The organism is Arthrobacter caoxuetaonis, assembly GCF_023921125.1.
Classification (GTDB): Bacteria; Actinomycetota; Actinomycetes; order Actinomycetales; family Micrococcaceae; genus Arthrobacter_B; species Arthrobacter_B caoxuetaonis.
The window spans coordinates 1,447,726-1,472,322 of the sequence record NZ_CP099466.1 but is presented as its reverse complement, the minus strand read 5'-3'; the positions used below and the strand labels follow the sequence as shown (position 1 = coordinate 1,472,322).

Sequence of the window (24,597 nt, the reverse complement as noted above, 5' to 3'; positions counted from 1 at the left end):
CTTCCGCTTATAGGATCAAAGGGTGCATGAGCCCGTGAATGACCCACTTCTGGAGACCTTGGTAGATGGCCGCTACCAGGTGCGCTCCCGCATTGCCCGCGGCGGCATGTCCACGGTCTACCTCGCCACTGACACACGCCTGGACCGGGACGTGGCGCTGAAGGTCCTCTATCCCCACCTCGCGGCCGACCGCGGATTCCTGGACAGGTTCGAGCGGGAAGCGAAGTCTGCGGCCAGGCTCTCCCACCCCCATGTCGTTGGCGTACTGGACCAGGGCATTGAGGGTTCGCTTGCCTATCTGGTCATGGAATATGTCCCGGGCCGGACACTGCGTGATGTGCTGAACGAGCGCACTGTCCTCACGCCGCGGCTGGCGCTGGCCATGATGGACGCGGTGGTCGACGGATTGGCTGCAGCGCACGAAGCTGGTTTGGTGCACCGCGACGTCAAGCCCGAAAACGTGCTGCTGGCGGGCAGCGGAGCGATCAAGATCGCCGACTTCGGCCTGGCCCGGGCCGTCACCACCAGCACGAATACCGGAACCCTGGTCGGCACTGTGGCCTACCTGGCGCCGGAGCTCGTCACCGGGGCCGGGGCGGACGCCCGCAGCGACATCTACTCGGCCGGCATCATGCTGTACGAAATGCTTACCGGCGTGCAGCCCTTCACCGGTGAGGTCCCCATCCAAGTGGCCTTTGCCCATGTCCACTCGACCGTGCCGGCTCCGTCTGCCCTCTGCCCCGGCCTTGCCCAGGACCTCGACGAACTGGTCCAGTGGTGCACGGCCCAGGATCCGGAAGAACGTCCGGTGGACGGCAGTGCCCTGCTGGGGGAACTGCGGCATATCCGCACCTCCCTCACCGACGAACAACTCGACTTCCACGCACCCGGGACCACGGCGCCGCAGCTGCCCGGACAGACCGATGCCACCACCGTGGTCCGTCCGCCGTCCGGCGCCACGGAGGTTCTCCGCCGCACCGAAGCCGTGGGACGGACCGAACCCAACGCCACTGAAATACTCCAGCGCGCCGACAACGCCACGACGGTCCTTTCCACAGCGGGGCACCAGGAACAGGACCAGGACGCCGGCTATGACGACGAGGGAGACGAGGACTATGTTTCGCCCCGGGCGGGGCGGCGGCAGGCGCGCAGGGACTTCAAGGCGCGCCAGAAACAGTCCAGCAGGGATGCCCAGCGCCCCGAGGTTTCGCTTCGCTCAGGACGTCCGCGCAGGCGCGGAGTACTGCTGGCACTGCTGCTGACGCTGCTGGTTGCCGCCGCTGCCTTCGCCGGCTGGTTCTTCGGGGCGGGGCCCGGAGCCCTGGTAGCCGTCCCCGATGTTTCCAACACGTCGGTGGAGGCCGCCGGCGCACGCCTCGGGGAAGAAGGACTGAGGTACACCACGGACGAGGTGTATGACGAGGTGGTGGCCGCCGGACTGGCAATCGGCACCGAACCCGGTGCCGCTGAGGAGATCCGCCGGTTTCAGCCGGTGACACTGCTCGTTTCCCGCGGCCCGGAGCTCTTTGCCGTACCGAACGTCATCCAGCGGACCCAGGAAGACGCCGGGGAGCAGCTCACGGATGCCGGGCTCGGCGTCGGAACAGTCACCGAGGAATTCAGCGAGGACATCCCGGCTGGGCAAGTTCTTGCCCAGGTTCCGGCCGCCGATGCGGAGCTTCGCCGCGGAACCCCTGTGGACCTCACGGTCTCGAAGGGTCCGGCGCCCGTCGAGGTTCCAGCGGTGGCAGGACTTTCCCAGGACGAGGCAGTCAAGCGCATCGAAGCCGCCGGCCTGGAAGCCGCCGTCGAGCCGGAGCGGGTCAACAGCCGTGACATCGCCAAAGGCTCCGTGGCCGTCCAGTCCCCTGAGGGCGGACTGCTGGAGCGCGGCGGGACGGTCACGCTGACCATCTCGGACGGTCCGCGGATGGTCCAGGTCCCCAGCTACGTGGGGAAACAGGCAGACACCGCACGCAAGGAGCTGGAAGACCTCGGCTTCGAAGTGCAGGTCAACGAAATCCTGGGCGGCTTCTTTGGAACCGTCCGCGCGCAGGATCCGTCCGGCGGGACCGCGCCCGAAGGCGCGGTCATCACCTTGACGGTCGTCTAGCTCTTTTCAGCCAGCGCACCCGCGACCAGGAAAGCCATCTCCAGGGACTGCATGTGGTTCAGCCGCGGGTCGCAGACCGACTCGTAGCCTTCCACGAAGGCCTCCTGGTCCACGGGGTCGGCACCGCCCAGGCACTCGGCGACGTCGTCGCCGGTCATTTCCACGTGCAGGCCGCCGGGGAAGGTGCCCAGGGAGTTGTGCACCTCAAAGAATCCGCGAACCTCGTCCATGACATCGTCGAAATTGCGCGTCTTGTACCCGTTGGGAGACGTCACCGTGTTTCCGTGCATAGGATCCGTGACCCACAGGACCTGGGCACCGGAGGCCGTGACTTTTTCCACCAGGTTCGGCAGCTTCGTGCGGATGTTCTGCGCACCCATCCGGGTGATGAAAGTCAGGCGTCCGGGTTCCCGGTTGGGGTCCAGCTTCTCGATCAGCGCCAGGGCATCTTCCGGGGTGGTGTTCGGGCCGAGCTTTACGCCGATGGGGTTGCGGACGCGGGACAGGAAATCAACGTGGGCGGAATCGAGGTTCCGCGTCCGCTCACCGATCCAGAGGAAATGCGCGGAGGTGTCGTAGGGATACCCGGTGCGGGAGTCGATCCGGGTCAGCGCGCGCTCGTAGTCCAGGAGAAGGGCTTCGTGGCTCGCGAAGAATTCCACCCGTTTCAGCGCCTCGAAGTCCGCGCCGCAGACGTCCATGAAACGCACTGCCCGGTCAATGTCCCGGGCCAGGGATTCGTAGCGTGAATGGGCGGGGTTGGCAGTGAAGCCGCGGTTCCAGTGATGCACCAGGCGCAGGTCTGCAAAACCACCCTGCGTGAAGGCGCGGATCAGGTTTAGCGTGGAAGCGGAGGTGTGGTAGGCCCGGACCATGCGTGCCGGGTCGTGCCGCCGCGACTCGGGAGTGAATTCGAAGCCGTTGACCATGTCCCCGCGGTAGGCCGGAAGAGTCACGCCGTTGCGGGTTTCCTCGTTCGAGGAGCGGGGCTTCGCAAACTGTCCGGCCATGCGGCCCATTTTGATCACGGGCAGCGAGGCACCGTAGGTGAGCACCACGGACATCTGCAGGATGGTGCGCACGCGGGCGCTGATCTTGTCGGCAGTGGCGGCTTCGAACGTCTCGGCGCAGTCCCCGCCCTGGAGCAGGAAGGCTTTGCCCTGGGCGGCCTGTGCCAGCCGGTCACGGAGAATGTCCACTTCGCCGGCAAAAACGAGCGGCGGAACCATCGACAGTTCCGCGACGGCGGCCTCATAACCGGGATCGTCATGCCAGACCGGTTGCTGGGAGACAGGAAGGTCCCGCCAGTCATCGAGTCCAGGGTAGACGGCTGCACCGGAAGATGGCGGGAAACTGGGATCGAGTTCAGCACGTTTTTGGCTCACGATTAAAGCCTACGTCCAGCCGGACCAACCCGGCGATCCAATGCGTCCTGTTACGTACTTCACACCGGCCGCCGGCCCGCCCGGCACTAGGCGCTGTGCGGAGTCTCCTGCTGTCCTTCAGCGTCAGTCGCTGAACCGGCCCGGTCCTGGCCTGCGGCCGGTTCCTTGGGCGCGGCCGTTCCCGGGGCGCCGATCACCGTGATTTCGCCCGGTTCCTTATGGCCGCCGCGTCGGCCGGCGGAAGGTCCGACGCCGGGCTCGGGCGACTCGGATTGAGGGAGCCGGACCGCAGCACTGCGGTTCTCCGCTGCCTTGGACATCTTGCGCGCCGCGGACATCTTGTCCTTTACGGTGCTGGCATATACGTCTACGTATTCCTGTCCCGAAAGACGCATCAGTTCGTACATGATCTCGTCAGTAACCGAGCGCTGTACGAAGCGGTCGTTTTCCAGTCCGGCGTAACGCGAAAAGTCCAGCGGCTCACCGACGATGATTCCGATACGCCGGATGTTGGGGATGCGCCGTCCGATGGGCTGGACCTTGTCCGTCCCGATCATGGCTACCGGAATCACCGGAACACCGGTCTGGAGCGCCATCTTGGCCACGCCGGTCTTGCCGCGGTACAGCCGTCCGTCAGGGCTGCGTGTCCCCTCGGGATAGATGCCCAGCAGGTTCCCTGATTCCAGGACCTTGACGCCCGCCCGCAGCGCTGCTTCAGAAGCCGCCCCGCCGGAACGGTCGATCGGCAGCTGGTTGGTCAAACGGAAGAAAGCGGCCGTGAGCTTGCCTTTGAGGCCGCGTCCGGTGAAGTACTCCGACTTGGCCAGGAAGCTGACGGGCCGGGGAACCGCCAGCGGGAGGAAGATCGAATCGGAAAACGAGAGGTGGTTGCTCACGAGGATCGCCGGCCCTGTGGTCGGCACGTTATCCATGCCTTTGACCCACGGCCGGAACAGAAGATTCACCACCGGTCCGATGAAAATCGTCTTCATCACCCAATAGAACACGCGGCCAGCTCTCCCGTCGGACAAACAATGCGGGGAACCTGTTTGGCTCCCCTAGGTACTACTCTATGCGCCCCGGCGGCAGGGCAAAGTTTCTGCCGCGGCACGGACGGAGACTTTGTTTCCCTCGGGGTGGAAAATCGGCGGCTAAATGCAACTATTGACTCATGACTTTCTCCGCGCCTCCGGCTCCCTTTTCGAGCCCCGGCAGTGGCCCGAACGCCTCCACCGGCGTACTGCTCAGCCATGGCTTCACCGGGTCGACCATGAGCCTTCTGGGCTGGGCCCGGTACCTCGCGGACGCCGGCTATGCGGTCAGCCTCCCTTTGCTTCCCGGCCACGGGACGACCTGGCAGGATCTGGCACGCACGCCCTGGGAGCACTGGTACCGGGGTTATGAAGATGCGTACACCGAACTCGCCGGCCGTACCGAGAGGGTTTTTGCGGCCGGCCTCTCAATGGGCGGAACCCTGGCTCTGCGGTTGGCAGCGAAGCAGCCGGTTGCCGGTGTCGCCGTCGTAAACCCCGGACTCACCGTGGCGGACCCGCGGGCCCGCTATGCGCACCTGCTCAAGTACGTTTTGCCCTCAGTTCCCGCGATTGGGAACAACATCAAGCTCCAGGGACAGGACGAAGGCGCGTACTCACGCACGCCTGTAGGCGCCGTCGCCGAAGTGCTGAAGCTCTTCAAGGACACCACGGACCTCCTGCCCCTTCTCAGCGCCCCGGTCATCGCTTTCCGCTCTGCCGTTGACCCGGTGGTCCCCGAGTCGAGCATGGATGTGCTCCGGCGGTTGTGTCGCGAGCTGGAAGTTGTCCCCCTCCCCAACAGCTACCATGTGGCGACCATGGACCACGACGCGCCGCTGATCTTTGCCCGTTCCCACGAATTCATCCAACGGTTGAGTGCAGGTACGCCGGCATGAGCGACCGCGAACCGGACCGCAATGATTCCACCGACGAGGCCACGTGGCTGGATCTGGTGGCACGTCTCCAGGAGACTCCCGACGCCGACCCGCGGGGTGACGGCGACGGGGCACCCGGCCGGGAAACTGGAAAGCCTGCTGCGGGACCGGCTCCGGCGTCTCCGGAGGACAGCGGCGCTGCGGACCCCCGGACGCCTGCCGAACGCACCCGGGCAATATTCGAGAACCAGCCTCTGCACAGGACCCAGCCCCCGGAACCAGGCCCGCGCGACTACTCGCCGGCCGACGACGAGTCCGACGGCCGCTTCATCCCCGAGGAGCCGCCTCCCCTGGGCAGCGGTGAACCGCTGGTCATCCTGGCCTGGCTTGGCGCCGCAGGCGGGCCGCTGATGCTTCTGCTCTTCGCCATGTTCTGGCGGAGCGCCCCGCTGCCGGTAGTCCTGGGAATCGTCACCATCTTCATCGCCTCCTCCGGCTATCTCCTGTTCCGCCTGCCGCAGAACCGGGATGAGGACGACGACGGCGCTGCCGTATAACCGCGGCAGGGAACCTCAGTGCCGGGCAGCAACCCGGGACAGGTCAGCGGCGCCGATCATGCCGGCGGCAGGGCCCAGGGCCGCCTGCTCGATTCTCGCTTCGGGACGGAACCCCCTGCCCGTCAGGTTGCGTGAATACGCTCGGCGGGCGGGTTCCAGCAGCAGTTCACCGGCGGAACTGAGACCGCCGCCGATAACAAACATTCCGGGGTCCAGGGCTGCCGCCAGGTTGGCCAGGCCGAGTCCGAGCCACTCGCCCACCTCACCGACAAGCTCGATGGCGGTCCGGTCACCCTCCAGCGCCAGGTGTGTCACGACTGCACCGGTGATATCGGGAATCCGGCCTTCGACGCTCCGCAGCAGTTCCTGGGCTACCGGAGAATTTGCGGCAGCGAGTTCCCGGGCCTCCCGGCCCAGCGCGTTCCCGGAAGCGTACTGCTCCCAGCAGCCCCGGTTGCCGCATTCGCACCGCTGGCCCTGCGGCATGATGATCTGGTGGCCGAACTCCCCCGCCACCCCAAAGCGGCCGCGTTCCAGCCGCCCGTCCATGATCATGGCGCCGCCGATTCCGGTACCGAGCGTGATGCAGACCAGCCGGCTCTCGCCCACCCCGGCACCAAAGCGCCACTCGGCCCAGGCCGCGCCGTCGGCGTCATTGGCCAGATACACCCGCCGCTTCAGCAGCCGCTCCAGGTTCTGCTGCAGCGGTTCGTTGCGCCAGGCCAGATGCGGACTGAAGAGGACAGTGCTGCCGGCCAGGTCCATCCAGCCGGCCGCGCCGATGCCCACCGACCACACGTGCTTGTCGCGGGAGAGTTCATGGACGAGTTCGACAATGACCTGTTCGACCTCACGCGGGTCCTGCCCCGGAGTGGAACGGCGGACCTCAGCCAGCACCCGGCCGCTTGAGTCAACCAGTCCGGCAGCGACTTTTGTTCCCCCGATGTCGATCCCGATCGCCAGTCCGCGCCGCCGCATGGGACTGGAAAGCCGGACCGTCCGCCGTGGCCGGAACGGGTCCGCAGGGCGCCGGGGCCACCGTGCTGCGGGGGAAGGGGGGACGGGGGCTGGATTAAGGGGAGACATCAAAAACCTATTCTAGGCAAAGCGCAACCCTCTGCGGGCCAACCGTTATCCTTTCGCAAGTTACCCTCCAGTACGAAAATGTGATCCAGGTTATAGGGTAGGGATCACATCCCGCCGTCCGAACAGATATCGAAGGAGCTATCGTGCGCGAATACAGCGTTCCCGTCCTGGTGGAATCACCGCCGGAGACGAACACTACGGATCTGCTGCTGGAACAGGCAGCCAAGCCGTCCAATCCCGCTCTTTTCGCCGTGCGCTCAACCGGTGACACCTGGCAGAACATCACCGCGACGGAGTTCCTTGCCGATGTCTCCAAGATTGCCAAAGGGCTGATTGCTTCCGGCATCGGCGCCGGCGACCGCGTGGGCATCATGGCCCGCACCCGCTACGAGTGGACCCTGGTCGACTTCGCCATCTGGTTTGCCGGAGCCGTTTCCGTCCCGGTCTACGAAACGTCGTCCCCCGCGCAGGTCGCCTGGATCCTCGGCGACTCGGAGGCAGCCGGCGTGGTCGTGGAAGCTGCCCGCCATGAGAACATCGTGCGCCAGGCTGCTGCCGACGAAGATCTCTCCGGCGTCAAGCATGTGTGGCAGATGGACGGCGGCGGCCTCGACACGCTCCGGGAAGCCGGTAAGGACGTCTCCGACGAGGAACTTGAAGCCCGGCGTTCCGCGGCCAACCTCGAAGACACCGCCACGATCATCTACACCTCCGGAACCACGGGCAAGCCCAAGGGCTGCGAACTCACGCACAGCAACTTCGTTGAGCTCTCCCGGAACTCCACCATGGCCCTTCCCGAGGTCGCCAAAGAAGGCGCCCAGACCATCATGTTCCTGCCGCTGGCCCACGTCTTCGCCCGGTTCATCTCGGTGCTGGCAGTGGCCGCCGGCTCCACCGTCGCACACACGGCGGACGTCAAGAACCTGCTCCCGGATCTGCAGAGCTACAAGCCGACCTTCCTGCTGGTAGTTCCGCGCGTCTTCGAAAAGGTCTACAACTCCTCCATGCTGAAGGCCGAAGACGGCGGCAAGGGCAAGATCTTCCATGCCGGAGCCAAGACCGCCATTGAGTGGTCGAAGGCTGCGGAAACGGGCAAGATCCCGCTCGGACTGAAGCTGCGGCATGCCCTCTTCGACAAGCTGCTCTACACCAAGATCCGCACCGCCATGGGCGGACGGGTGAAGTACGCCATTTCCGGCGGAGCACCCCTGGGAGACCGGCTTGGCCACTTCTTCCACGGCATCGGCGTAGTGGTGCTGGAAGGCTACGGCCTGACCGAGACCACGGCCCCCATCAGCGTCAACACCCCGAAACTGATCAAGATCGGCACCGTTGGCGCACCGCTTCCGGGCAACTCGGTCAAGATTGCGGACGACGGCGAAATCCTCACCAAGGGCGTCTCCGTCATGAAGGGCTACTTCAAGCGGCCGGACCTCACGGAGGACAACTTCATAGACGGCTGGTTCCGCACCGGTGACATCGGCCAGCTCGATTCCAACGGGTACCTGAGGATCACGGGCCGCAAGAAGGAAATCATCGTGACCGCCGGCGGCAAGAACGTTGTACCCGCCATGCTCGAAGACTCGATCCGCGCGGACGCCATCGTTTCCCAGTGCGTTGTTGTCGGTGACCAGCGTCCGTTCATCTCCGCCCTGATCACCATCGATGAGGAAGCCCTTCCGGGCTGGCTGGAACGGCACGGCATGCCGACCGGCACGAGCGTGGCTGAAGCAGCCCAGTCCCAGAAACTGCAGGACGAGCTGCAGGCCCTGGTGGACCGGGCCAACAAGGCCGTTTCACAGGCCGAGGCAATCAAGGTGTTCCGCGTGGTGACCACCGACTTCACCGAAGCCAGCGGACACCTCACTCCCTCCTTGAAGATCAAGCGGGCCCAGGTCCTCAAGGACTACTCGGACGTCGTCGAGGACATCTATTCAGGCCAGCGCGTCTAGCAGCACACGGTTAAACCACAAACGGGAGCCCGGCCAGGTGCCGGGCTCCCGTTTGTATGCTCCTGGACTCTGCGCGCTACGCCCGGAGAGCCGTGTCCTGCGGGTCGGTGCCCAGTGACAGCAGGGCATTCTCGACTACCTCAGTCAGGGCCGGATGGATCCAGTACTGTCCGCGGGCCATGGTGTACGCGTCCAGGTCGAAGGCCATGGCCTGGACCAGGGGCTGGAGCAGCATGGAGGCTTCATGTCCCATGATGTGGGCCCCCAGCAACCGGCCGGACGTGCGGTCCGCCAGCAGCTTCACGAATCCCGTGACGTCTTCCATGGCCCAGCCGTACGCCGTCGAACCGTATTCCTGGACTGCCATCACCAGGTCCATCCCGTGCTCCAGGGCGTACGCCCTGGCCTGCACTTCAGTGAGGCCCACCGAGGCGATCTGGGGATGGCTGAAGACTGCTGCGGGAACAAAGCGGTGCGAGGCTGCCTGCAGGTCATCCGGGTGCAGCAGGTTGTGCGTCACCGTGCGGGCCTCAAGGTTGGCGACGTGTTTGAGCTGGTGCTCACTGCTGACATCACCGAGCGCCCAGATGCCGGGCACCGGCTCGCCCTGGCTCAGGACCCGCTGGTACTCATCCACGGCGAGGCGGCGGTCCGGCTCCAAGTCAAAGCCTGCAGCTGCCGTGTCCAGGCGGTCGGTATTGGGGACGCGTCCGGTGGCCACCAGGATCAGGTCGACGTCGAGCGCTGAAGCGCCCGCGGGTCCGGACAGCATGGCCCGCACGGAACCGTCGGGGTTTTCCACCAGGGACTGGACTGTGGTGTTCAGCCGGAGATCCCACTGGCCGGCGGCAGCCTCGGTGAAACGCTCCGAAACGGTTTCGTCCTGGGCCCGCAGCAGGGCCCCGGAGCGGACGGCCATGGTCACGCGGGAGCCGAACGCAGAAAAGACGAAGCCAAACTCGGCCGCGATGTAGCCGCCGCCCAGGATGAGGACCCGTTCGGGCAGTTCTTCGACGCGCATCACGGTGTCGGAGGTATGTACCTGTGGCAGGTCAATCCCGGGGATATCCGGAAGGACGGGGCGCGATCCGGCGGCGATGACGATCTGGTCGGCTGTGATTTCGGCTCCGGACGCTGTCTCCAGGCGGTGCGGTCCCGTAAACCGGACGAACTCGCTGTACAGGGTGACGTTCTCCAGCTCCTCGTCCCGGTAGCGTTTCCCGCCCTCGGAGATCGAGTCGATCCGGCCGAAAATCCGGTCCCGGATCTCGCGCCAGCGGACGCCTTCGAGCCGCGAATCGACGCCGAGCCGGGCCGCTTCTGAGGCCTGGGCTGCCAGCTGCGCCGGATACACGAACATTTTCGTGGGAATGCAACCCACATTGAGGCACGTGCCTCCAAAGGTCCCGCCGTCAATGACGGCTACCTTCCGGTCGTCCCATTCGGGAGTGATGACAGAGTTGCCGGAGCCGGAGCCGATGATGGCGAGGTCGTAATGAGTCACCTCTCCAGTCTATCGGCGCCGACCCCGGCCTCCTCCGCGGCCGGACGCTAGCTGGGTTCGATCACCACCAGCAGGTCCCCGCCGTCAACCTGCTGGACGGCGCTGACCGCCAGCCGCTTCACCTTCCCGGTGACCGGGGCGGTGATGGAGGCTTCCATCTTCATCGCTTCAATCGTGGCAACGGTTTCCCCGGCCGCTACGTCAGCGCCTTCTTCAACGGTCACCGTCACTGCGCCGGCGAAGGGTGCCGCCACCTCTCCCGGCTTCGAGGGATCGGCCCGCTCTGCCACCTTCGTGTCCGTGGTGACGTTCCGGTCACGCACCATGACCGGACGCATCTGACCGTTCAAGGTCGCCATGACCGTGCGCATGCCCTTGTCATCCGGTTCCGACACGGCTTCGAGCGTTGCGATCAGCCGTACGCCCTTCTCCAGCTCGACGACGTGTTCCACTCCGGGGCGAAGGCCGTACAGGTAGTCCCGGGTATCCAGCACCGAGAGGTCCCCGAAGGTCTCCCGCGTAGTGGCGAATTCGCGGGCGGGACCCGCAAAGAGCAGACGGTTGAGGGTGGCCCGGCGCGTCGCGGAGTCACCGGCCAGTCCCTGCTCATCTACCTCGGTGAGCTCCACGTGGCGGGGCTTGGGCTTGCGGCCCTGCAGCGCCTTGGTGCGGAAGGGTTCCGGCCAGCCTCCGGGCGGATCGCCCAGTTCCCCGCTCAGGAAGCCGATCACCGAATCCGGGATGTCGTAGTTCTGCGGATTCTCCTCGAAGTCTTCGGGAGAGACGTTCCCGCCCACCAGCTGCAGGGCCAGGTCCCCGACCACCTTGGACGAGGGAGTCACCTTGACCAGGCGTCCCAGGATCCGGTCCGCGGCCGTGTACATGTCCTCGATCGCTTCAAACCGCTGGCCCAGGCCGAGCGCAATTGCCTGCTGGCGGAGGTTCGACAGCTGGCCGCCGGGGATTTCGTGGCTGTAGACACGCCCCGTAGGACCGGCAAGTCCGGATTCGAACGGTGCGTAAACCCGCCGGACCGCTTCCCAGTACGGCTCCAGGGAGCTGACCGCCTTCAGGCTGAGGCCGGTGTCCCGCTCGGTGTGGGCCAGGGCTGCGACAAGCGACGACGCCGAGGGCTGGCTGGTGGTGCCGGCAAGCGTGGCACTGGCGACGTCCACGGCATCGACTCCGGCTTCGGCGGCGGCCAGGAGCGTGGCCAGCTGGCCGCCTGCGGTGTCATGGGTGTGCAGGTGGACGGGCAGGTCGAAGCGTTCGCGCAGTGCGGCAACCAGCTTGGCGGCGGCCGCCGGACGCAGCAGGCCGGCCATGTCCTTGATTGCCAGGATGTGGGCACCGGCGTCGACCATCTTCTGGGCCAGACCCAGGTAATAGTCCAGGGTGTAGAGCTTTTCCTCCGGATCCATCATGTCCGCGGTGTAGCAGAGGGCGACCTCGGCGACGGCGGTTCCGGTCCGGCGCACGGCCGCAATGGCGGGCGCCATCTGCTCCACGTCATTCAGTGCGTCGAAGATACGGAAAATGTCGACCCCGGCGGCAGCGGCTTCCTCGACGAAGGCATCGGTGACTTCCGTGGGATAAGGCGTATAGCCCACCGTGTTCCGGCCGCGGAGCAGCATCTGGATGCAGATGTTCGGGAGGGCCTGGCGCAGCGCGTCCAGCCGCTCCCAGGGGTCTTCGCCCAGGAAGCGGAGCGCAACGTCGTAGGTAGCTCCGCCCCAGGCTTCCACGGACAGCAGTTCCGGCGTCAGGGCAGCCACGGCGGGTGCCGCACCCACCAGGTCACGGGTGCGTACCCGCGTGGCGAGGAGGGACTGGTGCGCGTCGCGGAAAGTTGTGTCCGTCACCGCGAGGGCCTGCTGGGCACGCAGTTCCGCGGCGAACCGCTCGGGGCCCAGCTCCTGCAGCCGCTGCCGTGAGCCCGGCTTAAGCTCGGGCAGGTCCTGCGGCAGCTTCTCCCGGGGATCGATCTGCGCGTCGGGCTCTCCATGCGGCTTGTGCACGGTGACGTCGGCGAGCCAGTTCAGCAGCTTGGTGCCGCGGTCAGCGGGTCCGCGGGCGTTCAGCAGTTCGGGCCGTTCCTCGATGAAGGATGTCGCGACATCCCCGGCCACAAAGTCCGGATCTTCCAGGACAGCCTGCAGGAAGGAAATGTTGCTCGAAACCCCTCGGATCCGGAACTCAGCCAGCGCCCGGCGGGCACGGTTCACCGCTGCGGGGTAGGTCCTCCCCCGGCAGGTGAGCTTAACCAGCATCGAATCAAAGTGCGGGCTGATGTCCGCGCCCGCGTACACGGTGCCGCCGTCCAGCCGGACACCGGCGCCGCCGGCGGAACGGTAGGCGCTGATCTTGCCGACGTCGGGCCGGAAGCCGTTAGCCGGATCCTCGGTGGTAATACGGCACTGCAGGGCCGCGCCGCGGATCCGCAGTTCGTCCTGGGCCAGGCCAAGATCCGCCAGGGTCTCCCCCGCCGCAATGCGCATCTGGGACTGCACCAGGTCGACGTCGGTGATTTCCTCGGTGACGGTGTGCTCCACCTGGATGCGGGGGTTCATTTCGATGAACACGTGCTGTCCGGCGCGTTCCCCGACAGTGTCCACCAGGAACTCGACGGTGCCGGCGTTGACGTACTTCAGCGCCTTCGCGAACTTCACGGCGTCCCGGTAGAGTGCCTGCCGGATCTCTTCGTCGAGGTTCGGAGCAGGAGCGATCTCAATGACTTTCTGGTGACGGCGCTGGAGGGAGCAGTCCCGTTCGAAGAGATGGATAATGTTGCCTTCGCCGTCGGCAAGGATCTGCACCTCGATGTGACGCGGGCGCAGCACCGCCTGCTCCAGGAAGACCGTGGGGTCGCCGAAGGCCGTGTCAGCCTCCCGCATGGCGGCGTTCAGCGCTTCAGGCAGGTCGCTGGCGGTGTCCACCCGGCGCATGCCGCGTCCGCCGCCGCCGGCCACGGCTTTGACGAAGATGGGGAAGCCGATCTCCTCGGCCTCGGCGAGGAGTTCCTCCGGGTCTGAGCTGGGGGCAGTGGAGCGCAGGACCGGAATCCCCGCCTCCCGCGCGGCGTTCAGGGCGTGCACCTTGTGGCCGGCGAGCTCCAGGATGTCCGCATCCGGACCGATGAAGGTGATGCCCGCAGCCTTGGCTGCACGTGCCAGCTGGGGGTTCTCCGACAGGAAGCCGTATCCGGGATAGATGGCGTCGCAGCCGGCTTCCCGGGCAACCCGGATGATTTCGTCTACGTCGAGGTAGGCACGGACGGGATGTCCTTCGCTGCCGATCAGGTACGCCTCGTCCGCCTTTTGGCGGTGGATTGAGTTACGGTCCTCATGCGGAAATACCGCCACCGTCTTCGCGCCGAGCTCATAGGCCGCCCGGAAGGCGCGAATGGCGATTTCGCCGCGGTTGGCAACCAGAATCTTCGAGAACATTGCACTCCTGCATCGTTGCGAGTGGACGGAACCAGTGACCGCATCAACCTTCAGTGTCTGAGCGGGCACCAAAAACAGCAAGCTGACGTAATGGACGTCACATCGAGCATAATTCAGTGCCGGACGCAGATGTGCAAACCGTGCCTGCCCGGCTTGCCCGCACACGTCACATAGAATGAGTACGGTTCCCTGGCACGGACCCGGCGCCCGTGATCCCTCGACACGTTAGGTATTGGTTCAACAAGTGCAAGTAGTGAGCATCAGCAGCCTGAAAGGCGGCGTCGGCAAGACCTCCGTGACCTTGGGACTGGCTTCAGCCGCACTGGCCGCCGGCATCCCTACCCTGGTGGTTGACCTTGATCCGCACGCGGATGCCACGACCGGCCTCGCGGTATCGGCCGGAGACAACCTTGGCATCGGCGACATGCTGCGCAATGCGCGCCGGGCGGACCTCGCAGCGAACGTGGTTCCCAGCGGATGGGTGGAAACAGCCAAGAAGCGCAATCAGGGTTCGAAACGGGCCCCCGTCCTGGATGTGGCAATGGGTTCGGCCTATTCCGGTATCTACGACCGGCCCGATCTCGGCAAGCGGGACCTCAAGAGGCTCTCCACCCTTCTCGGCAAGGTCAACGGCTACGGGCTGGTCCTCATCGACTGCCCTCCGTCACTCAACGGGCTGACCCGCATCGCGTGGACGGCGTCAAACCGCGTCCTGCTCGTTGCCGAACCCGGACTCTTCTCCGTGGCCGGCACCGAACGCACCATGCGGGCCCTGGACCTTTTCCGCCGCGAGTTCGCCCCCAACCTGGCTCCTGCCGGAATCGTGGCGAACCGGGTGCGCCCCACCTCGAACGAGCACACTTTCCGGCTGGCGGAAATGAAGCAAATGTTCGGCGGCCTGCTGCTGGAACCGAACATTGCCGAACACGCCAACTGGCAGCAGATCCAGGGCGCGGCACACTCTGTCCACCACTGGCCCGGCGAATCGGCCAAGCAGGCAGCCTCGACTTTTGACGCCTTGCTCAAGAACCTTGTCCAAACCGGCAGCGTCCGCAACCGCGTGATGCGCCGGCCGGCCAGCTGACACTTCCCCAGCCGGGCACCAACACGCAAAAGAGGCCGCTTCCTGACGGAGGCGGCCTCTTTGGTGTTCTTGGGGACTAGCTGATTTTGCGCGTTGCGCGCCTGCGGCTGAGTTCGTCTTCCGGGAAGGAATGCTCATCGGCATGCTCGCTGGGCAGCTGGGCCAGGCTTCCTTCGACTTCACGCCACACGCGGCCGACGGCGATGCCAAACACGCCCTGCCCGCCCTGGACCAGGTCGATTACTTCATCAGCCGACGTGCACTCGTAGACGCTGGCGCCGTCGCTCATCAGGGTGATCTGGGCGAGGTCTTCAACGCCCCGCTCCCGCAGGTGTTCAACAGCGGTGCGGATCTGCTGCAGTGATACTCCCGTGTCCAGCAGGCGCTTGACCACCTTCAGGACCAGGATGTCGCGGAAGCTGTAGAGCCTCTGCGTGCCGGAACCTGAAGCACCGCGGACGGCGGGTTCAACCAGGCCCGTCCGAGCCCAGTAGTCCAGCTGGCGGTAGGTGATTCCGGCGGCCTTGCAGGCCGTGGGACCACGGTAGCCTGCGTCTTCGTCCAGCACCGGGAGGTCCTCGGTAAACAGCAGTCCCTGGGCACTGGCCGGCAGCGTCTTTCCGGGTGCAACGGCGCGGTGTTCGCCGGCATCGCCTTTCAGACTCACTGTTCCTCCTCGTAATGGTTCCCGCAATATCGGCAGCCGCCGCAGGCCACCGGACGAAGACCGGCCCTGTTACCGGACCTGGCCGCACTAGCCTGTTCTCACTAGTGTGTCTGTGGTACCCCACTGGCGCAATGGGAACTCTATGCCTTTGACGTTAGATCCGAGCACGTCCAAGGTCAAAGATGCCGCCTGTTTTTTTGAGTGCGTGTCGGCGCCTCAGCGCTCGAAATCCTCGGGTTCGACGTCGGCAAGGAACTCCCGGAACTGCCGCAGCTCCTGCTCTGCGGTCTCCTGGTCTTCTTCGTCGGCGTCGGCGTCGGACTCCGTGATCCGCACGCCGGCTTCGTCGAGCACGGTGTCTGCGCAGAAGATCGGGCAGGGAACCCGCAGCGCCACGGCAATCGCATCCGAGGCACGGGAACTGACCCGGGTTCCGTCTTCAAATACCAGTTCCGCATGGAAAACGGTGTCCTCCACGGTCACGAGCCGGACTTCCGTGACCCGGTGGTTCAAGGCCTTGATCACGCTGACCATCAGGTCATGCGTCATGGGCCGGGGCGGAACAATTCCCTGCTGCACGAAGGCGATGGCGCTGGCTTCGGGAGCTCCAATCCAGATAGGCAGGTGCCGGTCCCCCTCGAGCTCCTTGAGGAGTACCAGGGGCTGGTTGGACGGCAGTTCGATCCGTACGCCGACTACTTCGACTTCCTGCATGGGCTTTAGCTCTCCATCCGGGCTATCTGCCCGTTGACCAGGGCACTGTGCAGATTCAGGCAGAGGTCGCTGATCTCCCGTGCCGTCTCGGCGGCCCGCGCCTTCGAGGCGACGTCCCGGCGTGAGGCTACCGGCGCGATGACCCGCTCCACCAGTCCCAGTTCACGGTCTGCAGCAGCACGGAACGGCCTCAGGTGCCTGGGTTCGATCCCGTGGGCTTCCAGCTGGCTGCAGGCCTTGGCGACCTTCAGGGCGTGTTCATCATACTGCTGGTCCGAAGCACTGATAAGACCAAAACTCATGAGGCTGCGGACCAGCTCCGCAGAGGCGCCGGACTCGGCCACCAGTTCATCGAAGGACAGCACCCGGGGCCGGGTCCTGGCTGCCAGTTCTTCCGCCAGCTGCTCGGACACTGCACGGGGTGCCACACTGAGTCCGCCGGGGAGCGACTCAGGACGCTCTCCCCTGTCGATCGCGTCAAGGTAGTCCTTGATGACTTTGAGGGGAAGGTACTGGTCGCGCTGCAGGGCCAGCACGAACCGCAGGCGCTCAACATCCTGGGCGGAGTACTTGCGGTACCCGGCGGACGTGCGCTGGGGTGCCACCAGCCCCTTTTCCTCGAGGAAACGGATCTTGGAAGCGCTGATCCCGGGGAACTCGCTGCTGAGGTCAGCGAGGACCTGGCCGATGTTGAGAACGCGCGGACGCACGCGCTCCGCGGCTGAGCCGAGGGCGCGCCGGGCGGACTCTGGTCCTGGCATCCGATTCTGCCTTTAGGCCGTGCCGGCAGCCGGGCGTGCAGCGTAGAAGGTGAGGCGGAACTTGCCGATCTGGACTTCGTTCCCCGTGCGCAGCAGCAGCTGGTCCACCCGGTCGTTGTTGACGTACGTGCCGTTGAGGCTCATCGAGTCAACGACCCGGAAGCCGTCGGCAGTCCGGCGGAACTCAACGTGCTTCCGGGAGACAGTCACGTCGTCCAGGAAAACGTCCGCATTGGGGTGCCTCCCGGCCGTGGTGACGTCCTGGTCCAGCAGGAAGCGCGCGCCGGCGTTGGGGCCGGAGTGGGCGATCAACAGGGCGGATCCGGAAGGAAGGGCTGCCACGGCTGCCCTCTCATCGGCGCTGAGCTTCGGCTCTACCGAGGTGGCGTCCGAGGCCGGCGGAAGACTGATCGAAGTCGTGTCCTCCGCAGTGAAGCCACGCTGATCCGATTTTTCGGCGTTGTAGTCCTCGCCCGCCATACTGTTTCCTCCCCAAAAAGAACCGGCCATGCTGCCATTGCGGCGGCTGGCCATGTGTACACTCGCTTACCGTTCGTGCCTTACCGGCTGTCTTAGCCTACCTGCTGCGGGGCGTCTGCGGCACAGGGAATTCAGGACTCTCTTCCGTGCATGGTTTCCCACCTGGTCTGGGACGTGCGTTCGCGTGCTGACGTGCGCCTTTATTACCGCACCTTGTCATTGCCACCGGAAGAGCAGGGCTGAGACGCTGCTGCCAAGGAGTGCGGTCAGCGCCAGGCTTCCGACTGCGGCCGGAGCCACGGCGGTGCCTGCCCAGGCCGCAGACAGCGCTTGAACTGACGCACCGAACGGCAGCACGCTGCCAATGGCTTCCAGCGGTCCGGTCAGGGCGCTGAACCCGCCGAACATTCCGCCGAGGGCACCGAGAATGAAGAACACCACTAAACCGATCGCCGTGGCGGAGTTCGGTGTGGGCGCCACGGACGCGATCATCAGGCCCACTGAGTACAAGGCGGCAACAGATAAGGCGAAGACGGCGAGGGCCGTTCCCGGATTCGCCGGCAGCGCTGCACCGAAAAAAGTCATGGCCACGATTAGGGCCAGGACGATCCCAAGCAGCGCCTGGAGCACACCGACGATTCCCTGGGCCGCCAGCACCATGGCCGGGGATGCCGGCGTAACTGAGAGCCGGCGAAGGATGCCGGAGCGGCGGTAATAAGCGAGGAAACCGGGCATGTTGATCATCCCGATTGTCGCGGTGACGATCGTGATCACCAGGGGCAGCACGAAGACCTCCAGGGCGGTCCGCCCGTTCTCCACAACCACGCCGGCGGCGGCTCCCGCACTCGCCACCAGGATCAGCAGCGGCAGCAGGATTGGAACGATCAATCCGCTGGTGTCTCGTCCCACCATCTTTGCTTCACAGCCGATCAGGGTCAGCCAGGACCGCATCCCCGGGCCGCGGACGCCAGTCAGTGAACTCAGCGCACTCATCATCACTCCTCTTCTTCCCCAACGGTTTTGCCTGTCAGGGCCAGGAAAGCCTCTTCGAGATTCCCTGCTCCCGCCGCTGCAGCGACTCCGGCTGGTGTGCCCTCCGCGACGATCCGTCCGGCGTCGAGCATTGCCACGCGGTCGCACAGTGCCTCTGCCTCCTGCATTGCGTGGGTCACCAGCAGGACGGCGGCGCCTTCGCCGCGCAGTTGCTCCACCGTGGACCACATGCGCCGCCGCGCCATGGGATCAAGGCCGGTGGTGAGTTCGTCGAGGATCACTGCCCTGGGCCGGCCAACCAGTGCCAGGGCAATGGAGAGCCGTTGCTGCTGCCCGCCCGAGAGGGACTCGAACCTGGCTTTTTCGTGCCCGTCCAGCCCCACCAGGGCCAGCAGTTCCGGGACCGGCCGCGGCTGGGGATAGAAGCTGCGGTAAAGGTTGATGAGCTCACCTACGGTCAGGGCGTGGTGCAGACAGCTTTCCTGCAGCTGGACACCGAGTATCCTGCGAACCATCGCCCGGTCGGCGCGCGGTTCCAGCCCAAGGACACGGACGCTGCCGCGGTCGGGCCTGCGCACGCCGGAGATCATTTCAACCGTGGTGGTTTTTCCGGCACCGTTGGCCCCCAGCAGGCCCAGTACCTCGCCCTGGCCGATCTGCAGGCTCACTCCGTCCACGACCGTCCTGCCGCGGTAGCTCTTGGCGAGGTTCACGGCGCTGACCGCCGGTTGCGAAGTATCCATGCCTAGAGGCTAGGCAGCGCTGCCCCGGCCGCGCAGGTGCTAAACGTCGGGTCCAGCGGGCATGACTTTTGGCACCTTGCCGCTTAGGTCCGCCAACCCTAGGGTGAGGAACATGCGTCGGCTTGGGCCCCAGGATTACTCGGGAATCGTCACCTTTGCGGTGGCGGCTGCTGTTGGCCTTCCCGTGGCGGTAGGTGCCGCCGAGACCCTGATCCCCCGTATCTGGTGGATCGCCGTGTTTATCCTTTTCCTGTGCTGCCTGCTTGCAGCCGGCGTTGTGTACGTCGGTTCAAGGCCGGGGCACGCCGCCCTCGCGGGTGCGGTCGCTGCGAGCTGGGTGGCGGTGCTGACGGCTCCCGGAGTGGGACTGCTGCCCGTGATCCTGGTTGTTACGGTCGCGGTCAGCGCTTACGCCGCTCCGATATGGGCCGGGCTGGTGCTTACCGGGCTCAACACCGCCGTGCTGGCCGTCAGTCTGGGCGCTTCCGGCAGCCAGCCCCCGGGACTGCCGGCCATTCTTGCGTTTTATCTGCTGATACAGCTGGCCTCACACCTCAGTTCCGCATCGATCATCGCCGGGGAACGGATGCGCCGGGAACTGGCCGAGACCAACGTCGCCCTGCGTGCCTCGCAGCTTCTGCTGGCGCAGTCAGTCAGGACCGCCGAGCGGCTCCGGATTTCCCGCGAGCTGCACGACCTGATCGGCCATCAGCTCACCGTCCTGACCTTGGAGCTGGAAACCGCGCAGCACACCGAGGGCGCCGGGGCGCGTCCGCATGTGAAACGGGCGAACCGGGTGGCCCGCGAGCTCCTTTCCGATGTACGAACCACTGTGGGAGAGCTGCGTACGGAAACAGCAGATCTGCACGCCATGCTCGCTGAAGTTGTGCAGGACCTTCCCGGCCTCACAGTGCAGGTGGAGGTAGAACCGGGACTCCACCCGGATGAGGAGCAGGCTGCTGCCCTTCTCCGGGCGGTGCAGGAAATCGCCACCAACACCCTGCGGCACTCCGGTGCCAGCACCCTCGGGGTGAAGGTTTCCCGCGACGGCGCAGACATAGTCCTGGAAGCCGTGGACAACGGGCGCGGAGGAATGCCGCAGCCCGGAAACGGCCTGCGTGGCCTGCGCGAACGCTTTGAGGCCCTCGGCGGCAGTGTTGGGCTGGACGGCAGCTGCGGGTTCCGGCTCACAGCCAGGGTTCCGGCCTCATGACCCGCGTGGTGCTGGTGGATGACCAGGTGCTGGTCCGCCATGGCATCCGGAGCCTGCTGGAGCTGGCGGGCGTCGCCGTCGTTGGCGAGGCGGGTGACGGACGCGCGGCAGTCGAGGTGATTGCCGCCGCCATCCCGGACGTTGCACTGCTTGACCTGCGGATGCCGGGCTATGACGGACTGTGGGCGCTGCGGGAATTGGCCGCTGCGGACATCCGCGTCCCTGTGCTGGTCCTGACCACGTTCGACGATGACAACCTGCTGCTTGAAGCGCTGGCAGCCGGCGCCCGCGGATACCTGCTCAAGGACGTCACACTGGAGCAGCTGACCCGGGCCGTGTCCACCCTGGCCTGCGGCGGAACGCTGATCGCGCCGTCGATCACTGACCGGCTGCTGCGCGCGGTACGTTCCGGCCGGCTGCCGGTGGAACCGGGAACCGGTCCGGTTGAAGAACTGAGCCCGCGGGAGCTGGATGTGCTGCGTCTTGTCGCCGGAGGATTCAGCAACCGGGAAATCGCTGCCGCTCTCTTCCTGGCAGAGGGAACGGTGAAGAACCACATCTCCGCACTGCTGCTGAAGCTCGGCGCCCGTGACCGGACAAACGCTGTGCTGCGGGCCCTGCACGGCGGCATCCTCGATTAGGCTGCGGGTCCGCCCGGGATGGAACAGACGGCGAGCGCCCGGGGCAGTGCCGTTTCTGTAGCTGTGTTCCCCTCCTGTGCCGTAGCATCCCGGCGTACACCGCCTGGCTAAGGAACATCATGCGCAGCAGCACTCCCGCCCGCCCGCACCGCCGTGCCCTCGTTACCGGTGCTGCCACGGGCATTGGACTGGCCGTCTGCCAGGCGCTCTCCCGGCAGGAGTGGCATGTGCTGGCAACCGCCCTGCCAGGACAGGACAGCTCAGCCCTCCACGACCTGCAGGGCGTTGAAGTCGTCGAGGCAGACCTCAGGTGGAATTCGTCCCTGCAGGCGCTCGTGGACCGGGTTCGGAGGGAACCTGTCCTTGATGCGTTCATCAGCAGCGCCGGAATCGCCATTCCCGGCCCGCTGGAGGCAATCCCTGCAGAAGCGCTGCGGGAACAGTTCGAGGTGAACACATTCGCGCCGGTGCTGCTGGCCAGGGCGATACTGCCCCTGCTGCGTAAGTCCAGGGGCAGCCTGGTCTTCGTCGGCGCCGGCCAGGGACGGGTCGCGCTGCCTTTTGGCGGCCCTTACGCGGCCAGCAAGGCCGCGCTCGCTGCGTTGACCGATGCCCTGCGCGCTGAGACGGCGGGCAGCGGCATAACGGTGACCCTGTTTGAGCCCGGCGCCGTCCGCACCGGCATCCTCACGGACAGCAGCGCGCGTGCCCTGGCCCAGCTCGAGGGCATGCCGGAAGCAATGGCGGACCTGTACCGGAGCGCACTGCTTGCCGTTCTCCGGCGCTCCGGTCAGGCATTCCGGCAAGCACTTCCGGTGGAAGATGTTGCCCGCCTCATCACTCGAACCCTCGATTCTCCGCATCCGCCGCCGCGCCGGCTCGTTGGCAGGGACGCCCTGCTGCTCGCCGCAGTCGCCGACCTCCCCGCCAGGTGGCGGGCGCGCCTGGTCCGCCGCCTTATGCGCGAACGCAAGGCGTGACCCCCTCAGTCGCTCTGAGGCGACACGGATGTCGACACACGCACCACTCCCCGCCGGGAGGCAGCAGCCTACGGTTTCGGGCATGGACCCTTCACCCAGCTCCCAGCCCGAATCCCGCCGGACCCGCCGGACCGCGCTGCGGCGGGTCCTGATCGCCGCGATACTGGCCCTCTTTGCCGTCTCCGGGTGTGTCCCTGCCACTGAGCCCATGGAACAGACCACGTTCCCCTTCGACCGCCGGCTGCCCATTCCGCCCCTCGCGGATTCCCAGGTGGTCGACGGCACGCGGGTGTTCCAGCTAGATGCTCAGGAAGGGTCCAGTGAACTCGTCCCCGGCCTCCAGACCCCCACGTGGGGGTTCAACGGTGATGTGCTGGGACCGACGCTGCGCGCCGAGGAAGGCGAGCAGGTCGCCGTCGAGGTCCGGAACTCCCTCTCCGAACCAACCACCGTGCACTGGCATGGCATGCATCTTCCCGCAGCCATGGACGGCGGTCCGCATCAACCCGTTGCTCCCGGCGGCTCGTGGCGTCCGGAATGGCAAATCGACCAGCAGGCTGCAACACTCTGGTACCACCCGCATCCGCACGGCCAGACGGAGAAGCATGTCTACCGGGGGCTGGCCGGAATGTTCATCCTCGACGATGCACGGTCCCGTCAGCTGGACCTGCCTAAGGACTACGGAGAGGACGATATTCCCGTCATTGTCCAGGACAAGCGGTTCGACAGCGGGGGCGGACTGGTTCAGGATTCCCAGGGCAACGAGCTGGGACTGCTTGGAGATACGGTCCTGGCCAACGGCGTCGCCGGAGCGGTACAGGAGGTGGGCACTGAACTCGTGCGCCTGCGGCTGCTGAACGGTTCGACCGCCCGCACCTATGACTTCGGTTTCGACGATGACCGGCGCTTCGACCAGATCGCCACCGACGGCGGATTGCTGGCTGAGCCGCTCCAAACCACCCGTGTGCGTCTCTCCCCCGGCGAGCGCGCCGAGATCGTCGTTCCGATGGTCCCGGGTGAGCAGACCATGCTGACGTCCTTCCCGCCCGACCTCGGCGATGTCCTGGTGCCCTCCGCTTTCGGTGCCCGTGACCGGTTCGATGTCCTGCTTCTGCGCGCTGCCGACCAGCTGCAGACCTCCCCTCCGCTGCCCGTGCGCCTGAGCGACGGCGCCGCGGGGCCGGTTGCATCCGAGGCCTCCGTCACCCGCAGCTTTGAGGTCCAGGACCGGCAGATCAACGGACGCAGCATGGACATGAACCGGATCGACGCCGCCCCCGAACTCGGCAGCACGGAGATCTGGGAGGTGACCAACACCCATGGCGTACCGCACAACTGGCACGTGCACGACGTCCAGTTCCAGGTACTGGACATTGACGGCGCTGCCCCTCCACCGGAGCTCCGTGGACGCAAGGACACCGTGTATCTGGAACCGAACCGCACCTACCGGCTGATCATGCGGTTCGAGGACTATGCCGATCCGGACTCCCCCTACATGTTCCACTGCCATCTGCTGCTCCACGAGGACCAGGGCCTGATGGGACAGTTTGTGGTCACCGGCCCGGGACAGGGCGGTAGCGGACAGGGCGGAGACGGGCACGGGCAGGGAGCGGCTCCGGACGACGACGGCGGCGGGCACCCGGAATCCGAGGTCCCGGACACAGGGCACCAGCACTGACTCCCGGGCAGCCCGGGAACCACCAAGCGGTTCAGTGCCGGCGGCCTGCGATCTGCTCCAGGTGATGGAACATCACTGCGGACAGGCGGGCGGCAGTGGCACTGGCCGGACGCATGGCCGCATGGAGTGCCAGCCCATCGATGAGGGCAAACAAACGTTCTGATTCGAGCTGCAGCTGAGCCTCGCTGCCGCCGGGAAGAAGTGCTGAGACCCACCGGGCACACGCTTCTCGGAGACGGTCGTAGGCCTCGTCGCGCAGTGACCCAAGCGGAGGGTCCACCATCGCGCGGGCCATAAAGGCCACCCAGACCTCATTTTCTGCCCGTCGTTCGTCATCGAGGGGCAAGAGCTCCGCGAGCACCAGCTTTGCCGCCGCCAGCGGATCGTTCGGGCGCTGGACAGCTGCAGCCCTGCGTTCAACCTGCTCCATCACATTGCGCATGGCAAAGATCAGCAGCTCCGACTGAGTGCCGAAGTAGTGCCGAAGAGATCCGGTGGAGAGGCCTGCCTCCCGCGCCACTTCCCGGACTGAGGCGCGCTCGATGCCGTCGCGCCGGATGACCCGCCAAGCCGCTCGGGCCAGCTCCAGACGACGTTGATCCCGATCGACCACCTTGGGCATGGATCTTTTATAGCACAGCCGTGTTAGCCTATGGTATATATCACGAGCGTGCTAAATCCTCACCTGTTG

The 24,597-nt window shown here is 65.9% G+C and carries 21 protein-coding genes; 9 read left to right on the top strand and 12 right to left on the bottom strand.

Annotated features, from left to right (window positions below):
* The first annotated feature begins 34 nt into the window (after positions 1 to 34).
* The gene (gene pknB, locus NF551_RS06690; RefSeq protein WP_227897148.1) at positions 35 to 2,113 is read left to right on the top strand and encodes a Stk1 family PASTA domain-containing Ser/Thr kinase; all 2,079 of its coding nucleotides are present in this window, start codon (positions 35 to 37) and stop codon (positions 2,111 to 2,113) included.
* Here the strand turns inward: pknB and NF551_RS06685 are convergent.
* Together NF551_RS06685 and NF551_RS06680 are read right to left on the bottom strand one after the other, a co-directional pair.
* Positions 2,110 to 3,498 (bottom strand): class II 3-deoxy-7-phosphoheptulonate synthase, encoded by a 1,389-nt coding sequence (locus tag NF551_RS06685; RefSeq protein ID WP_423722286.1) that lies wholly within the window; start codon positions 3,496 to 3,498, stop codon positions 2,110 to 2,112. The two genes, pknB and NF551_RS06685, sit on opposite strands and share 4 nt — an antisense overlap.
* 86 nt (positions 3,499 to 3,584) lie before the next feature.
* Positions 3,585 to 4,505, bottom strand: coding sequence for a lysophospholipid acyltransferase family protein (locus tag NF551_RS06680; protein WP_227897149.1), 921 nt, complete (start codon positions 4,503 to 4,505; stop codon positions 3,585 to 3,587).
* 164 nt (positions 4,506 to 4,669) lie between these two features.
* On the opposite strand from NF551_RS06680, the gene NF551_RS06675 reads away from it, so the two are divergent.
* Complete coding sequence (locus NF551_RS06675) at positions 4,670 to 5,428, top strand: alpha/beta hydrolase (protein ID WP_227897150.1); 759 nt, start codon at positions 4,670 to 4,672, stop codon at positions 5,426 to 5,428.
* Positions 5,425 to 5,964, top strand: a complete 540-nt coding sequence (locus NF551_RS06670) for a hypothetical protein (RefSeq protein ID WP_227897151.1) — start codon at positions 5,425 to 5,427, stop codon at positions 5,962 to 5,964. The genes NF551_RS06675 and NF551_RS06670 overlap by 4 nt, the downstream gene beginning before the upstream one ends.
* Positions 5,965 to 5,979: 15 nt before the next feature.
* Here NF551_RS06670 and NF551_RS06665 read toward each other — a convergent pair whose 3' ends face one another.
* Positions 5,980 to 7,050 (bottom strand): ROK family glucokinase, encoded by a 1,071-nt coding sequence (locus tag NF551_RS06665; RefSeq protein ID WP_423723957.1) that lies wholly within the window; start codon positions 7,048 to 7,050, stop codon positions 5,980 to 5,982.
* Between the two features lie 143 nt (positions 7,051 to 7,193).
* On the opposite strand from NF551_RS06665, the gene NF551_RS06660 reads away from it, so the two are divergent.
* Entirely contained in the window at positions 7,194 to 9,002 is a 1,809-nt protein-coding gene (locus NF551_RS06660; protein ID WP_227897153.1) for an AMP-dependent synthetase/ligase, read from the top strand.
* Between the two features lie 76 nt (positions 9,003 to 9,078).
* On the opposite strand, the gene NF551_RS06655 is transcribed toward NF551_RS06660, so the two are convergent.
* Both NF551_RS06655 and NF551_RS06650 read right to left on the bottom strand, forming a co-directional pair.
* Positions 9,079 to 10,506: a mycothione reductase gene (locus NF551_RS06655; protein ID WP_227897154.1), complete on the bottom strand. Its 1,428-nt coding sequence runs from the start codon at positions 10,504 to 10,506 to the stop codon at positions 9,079 to 9,081.
* A 47-nt stretch (positions 10,507 to 10,553) separates the two neighbouring features.
* Positions 10,554 to 13,952, bottom strand: a complete 3,399-nt coding sequence (locus NF551_RS06650; protein ID WP_227897155.1) for a pyruvate carboxylase — start codon at positions 13,950 to 13,952, stop codon at positions 10,554 to 10,556.
* Positions 13,953 to 14,196: 244 nt separating this feature from the next.
* Here NF551_RS06650 and NF551_RS06645 point away from each other — a divergent pair, with 244 nt between their 5' ends.
* Entirely contained in the window at positions 14,197 to 15,036 is an 840-nt protein-coding gene (locus tag NF551_RS06645) for a ParA family protein (protein ID WP_227897156.1), read from the top strand.
* 76 nt (positions 15,037 to 15,112) lie between these two features.
* Here the strand turns inward: NF551_RS06645 and NF551_RS06640 are convergent, their stop codons facing one another.
* The 6 genes from NF551_RS06640 to NF551_RS06615 form a co-directional block, all read right to left on the bottom strand.
* Entirely contained in the window at positions 15,113 to 15,703 is a 591-nt protein-coding gene (locus NF551_RS06640) for a MerR family transcriptional regulator (RefSeq protein WP_279324720.1), read from the bottom strand.
* Between the two features lie 216 nt (positions 15,704 to 15,919).
* Positions 15,920 to 16,417, bottom strand: coding sequence for a bifunctional nuclease family protein (locus NF551_RS06635; RefSeq protein WP_227897157.1), 498 nt, complete (start codon positions 16,415 to 16,417; stop codon positions 15,920 to 15,922).
* Between the two features lie 5 nt (positions 16,418 to 16,422).
* Complete coding sequence (ftsR, locus tag NF551_RS06630; RefSeq protein WP_227897158.1) at positions 16,423 to 17,178, bottom strand: transcriptional regulator FtsR; 756 nt, start codon at positions 17,176 to 17,178, stop codon at positions 16,423 to 16,425.
* Positions 17,179 to 17,190: 12 nt separating this feature from the next.
* Complete coding sequence (locus NF551_RS06625) at positions 17,191 to 17,658, bottom strand: FHA domain-containing protein (RefSeq protein ID WP_227897159.1); 468 nt, start codon at positions 17,656 to 17,658, stop codon at positions 17,191 to 17,193.
* A 216-nt stretch (positions 17,659 to 17,874) separates the two neighbouring features.
* Complete coding sequence (locus tag NF551_RS06620) at positions 17,875 to 18,651, bottom strand: ABC transporter permease (protein ID WP_227897160.1); 777 nt, start codon at positions 18,649 to 18,651, stop codon at positions 17,875 to 17,877.
* A 2-nt stretch (positions 18,652 to 18,653) separates the two neighbouring features.
* The gene (locus NF551_RS06615; RefSeq protein WP_227897161.1) at positions 18,654 to 19,394 is read right to left on the bottom strand and encodes an ABC transporter ATP-binding protein; all 741 of its coding nucleotides are present in this window, start codon (positions 19,392 to 19,394) and stop codon (positions 18,654 to 18,656) included.
* Between the two features lie 112 nt (positions 19,395 to 19,506).
* Here NF551_RS06615 and NF551_RS06610 point away from each other — a divergent pair, with 112 nt between their 5' ends.
* The 4 genes from NF551_RS06610 (at position 19,507) to NF551_RS06595 (ending at position 23,906) form a co-directional block, all read left to right on the top strand.
* Entirely contained in the window at positions 19,507 to 20,607 is a 1,101-nt protein-coding gene (locus NF551_RS06610; RefSeq protein WP_227897162.1) for a sensor histidine kinase, read from the top strand.
* Positions 20,604 to 21,248, top strand: a complete 645-nt coding sequence (locus NF551_RS06605; protein ID WP_227897163.1) for a response regulator — start codon at positions 20,604 to 20,606, stop codon at positions 21,246 to 21,248. Before NF551_RS06610 ends, NF551_RS06605 begins: the two co-directional genes overlap by 4 nt.
* A gap of 119 nt (positions 21,249 to 21,367) precedes the next feature.
* On the top strand, positions 21,368 to 22,228 hold the full coding sequence (locus tag NF551_RS06600) for an SDR family NAD(P)-dependent oxidoreductase (RefSeq protein WP_227897164.1): 861 nt from the start codon (positions 21,368 to 21,370) through the stop codon (positions 22,226 to 22,228).
* An 82-nt stretch (positions 22,229 to 22,310) separates the two neighbouring features.
* On the top strand, positions 22,311 to 23,906 hold the full coding sequence (locus tag NF551_RS06595; RefSeq protein WP_227897165.1) for a multicopper oxidase family protein: 1,596 nt from the start codon (positions 22,311 to 22,313) through the stop codon (positions 23,904 to 23,906).
* A 31-nt stretch (positions 23,907 to 23,937) separates the two neighbouring features.
* On the opposite strand, the gene NF551_RS06590 is transcribed toward NF551_RS06595, so the two are convergent.
* A complete protein-coding gene (locus NF551_RS06590; protein WP_227897166.1) occupies positions 23,938 to 24,528 on the bottom strand; it encodes a TetR/AcrR family transcriptional regulator in 591 nt (196 codons plus the stop codon).
* Between the last annotated feature and the right edge of the window lie 69 nt (positions 24,529 to 24,597).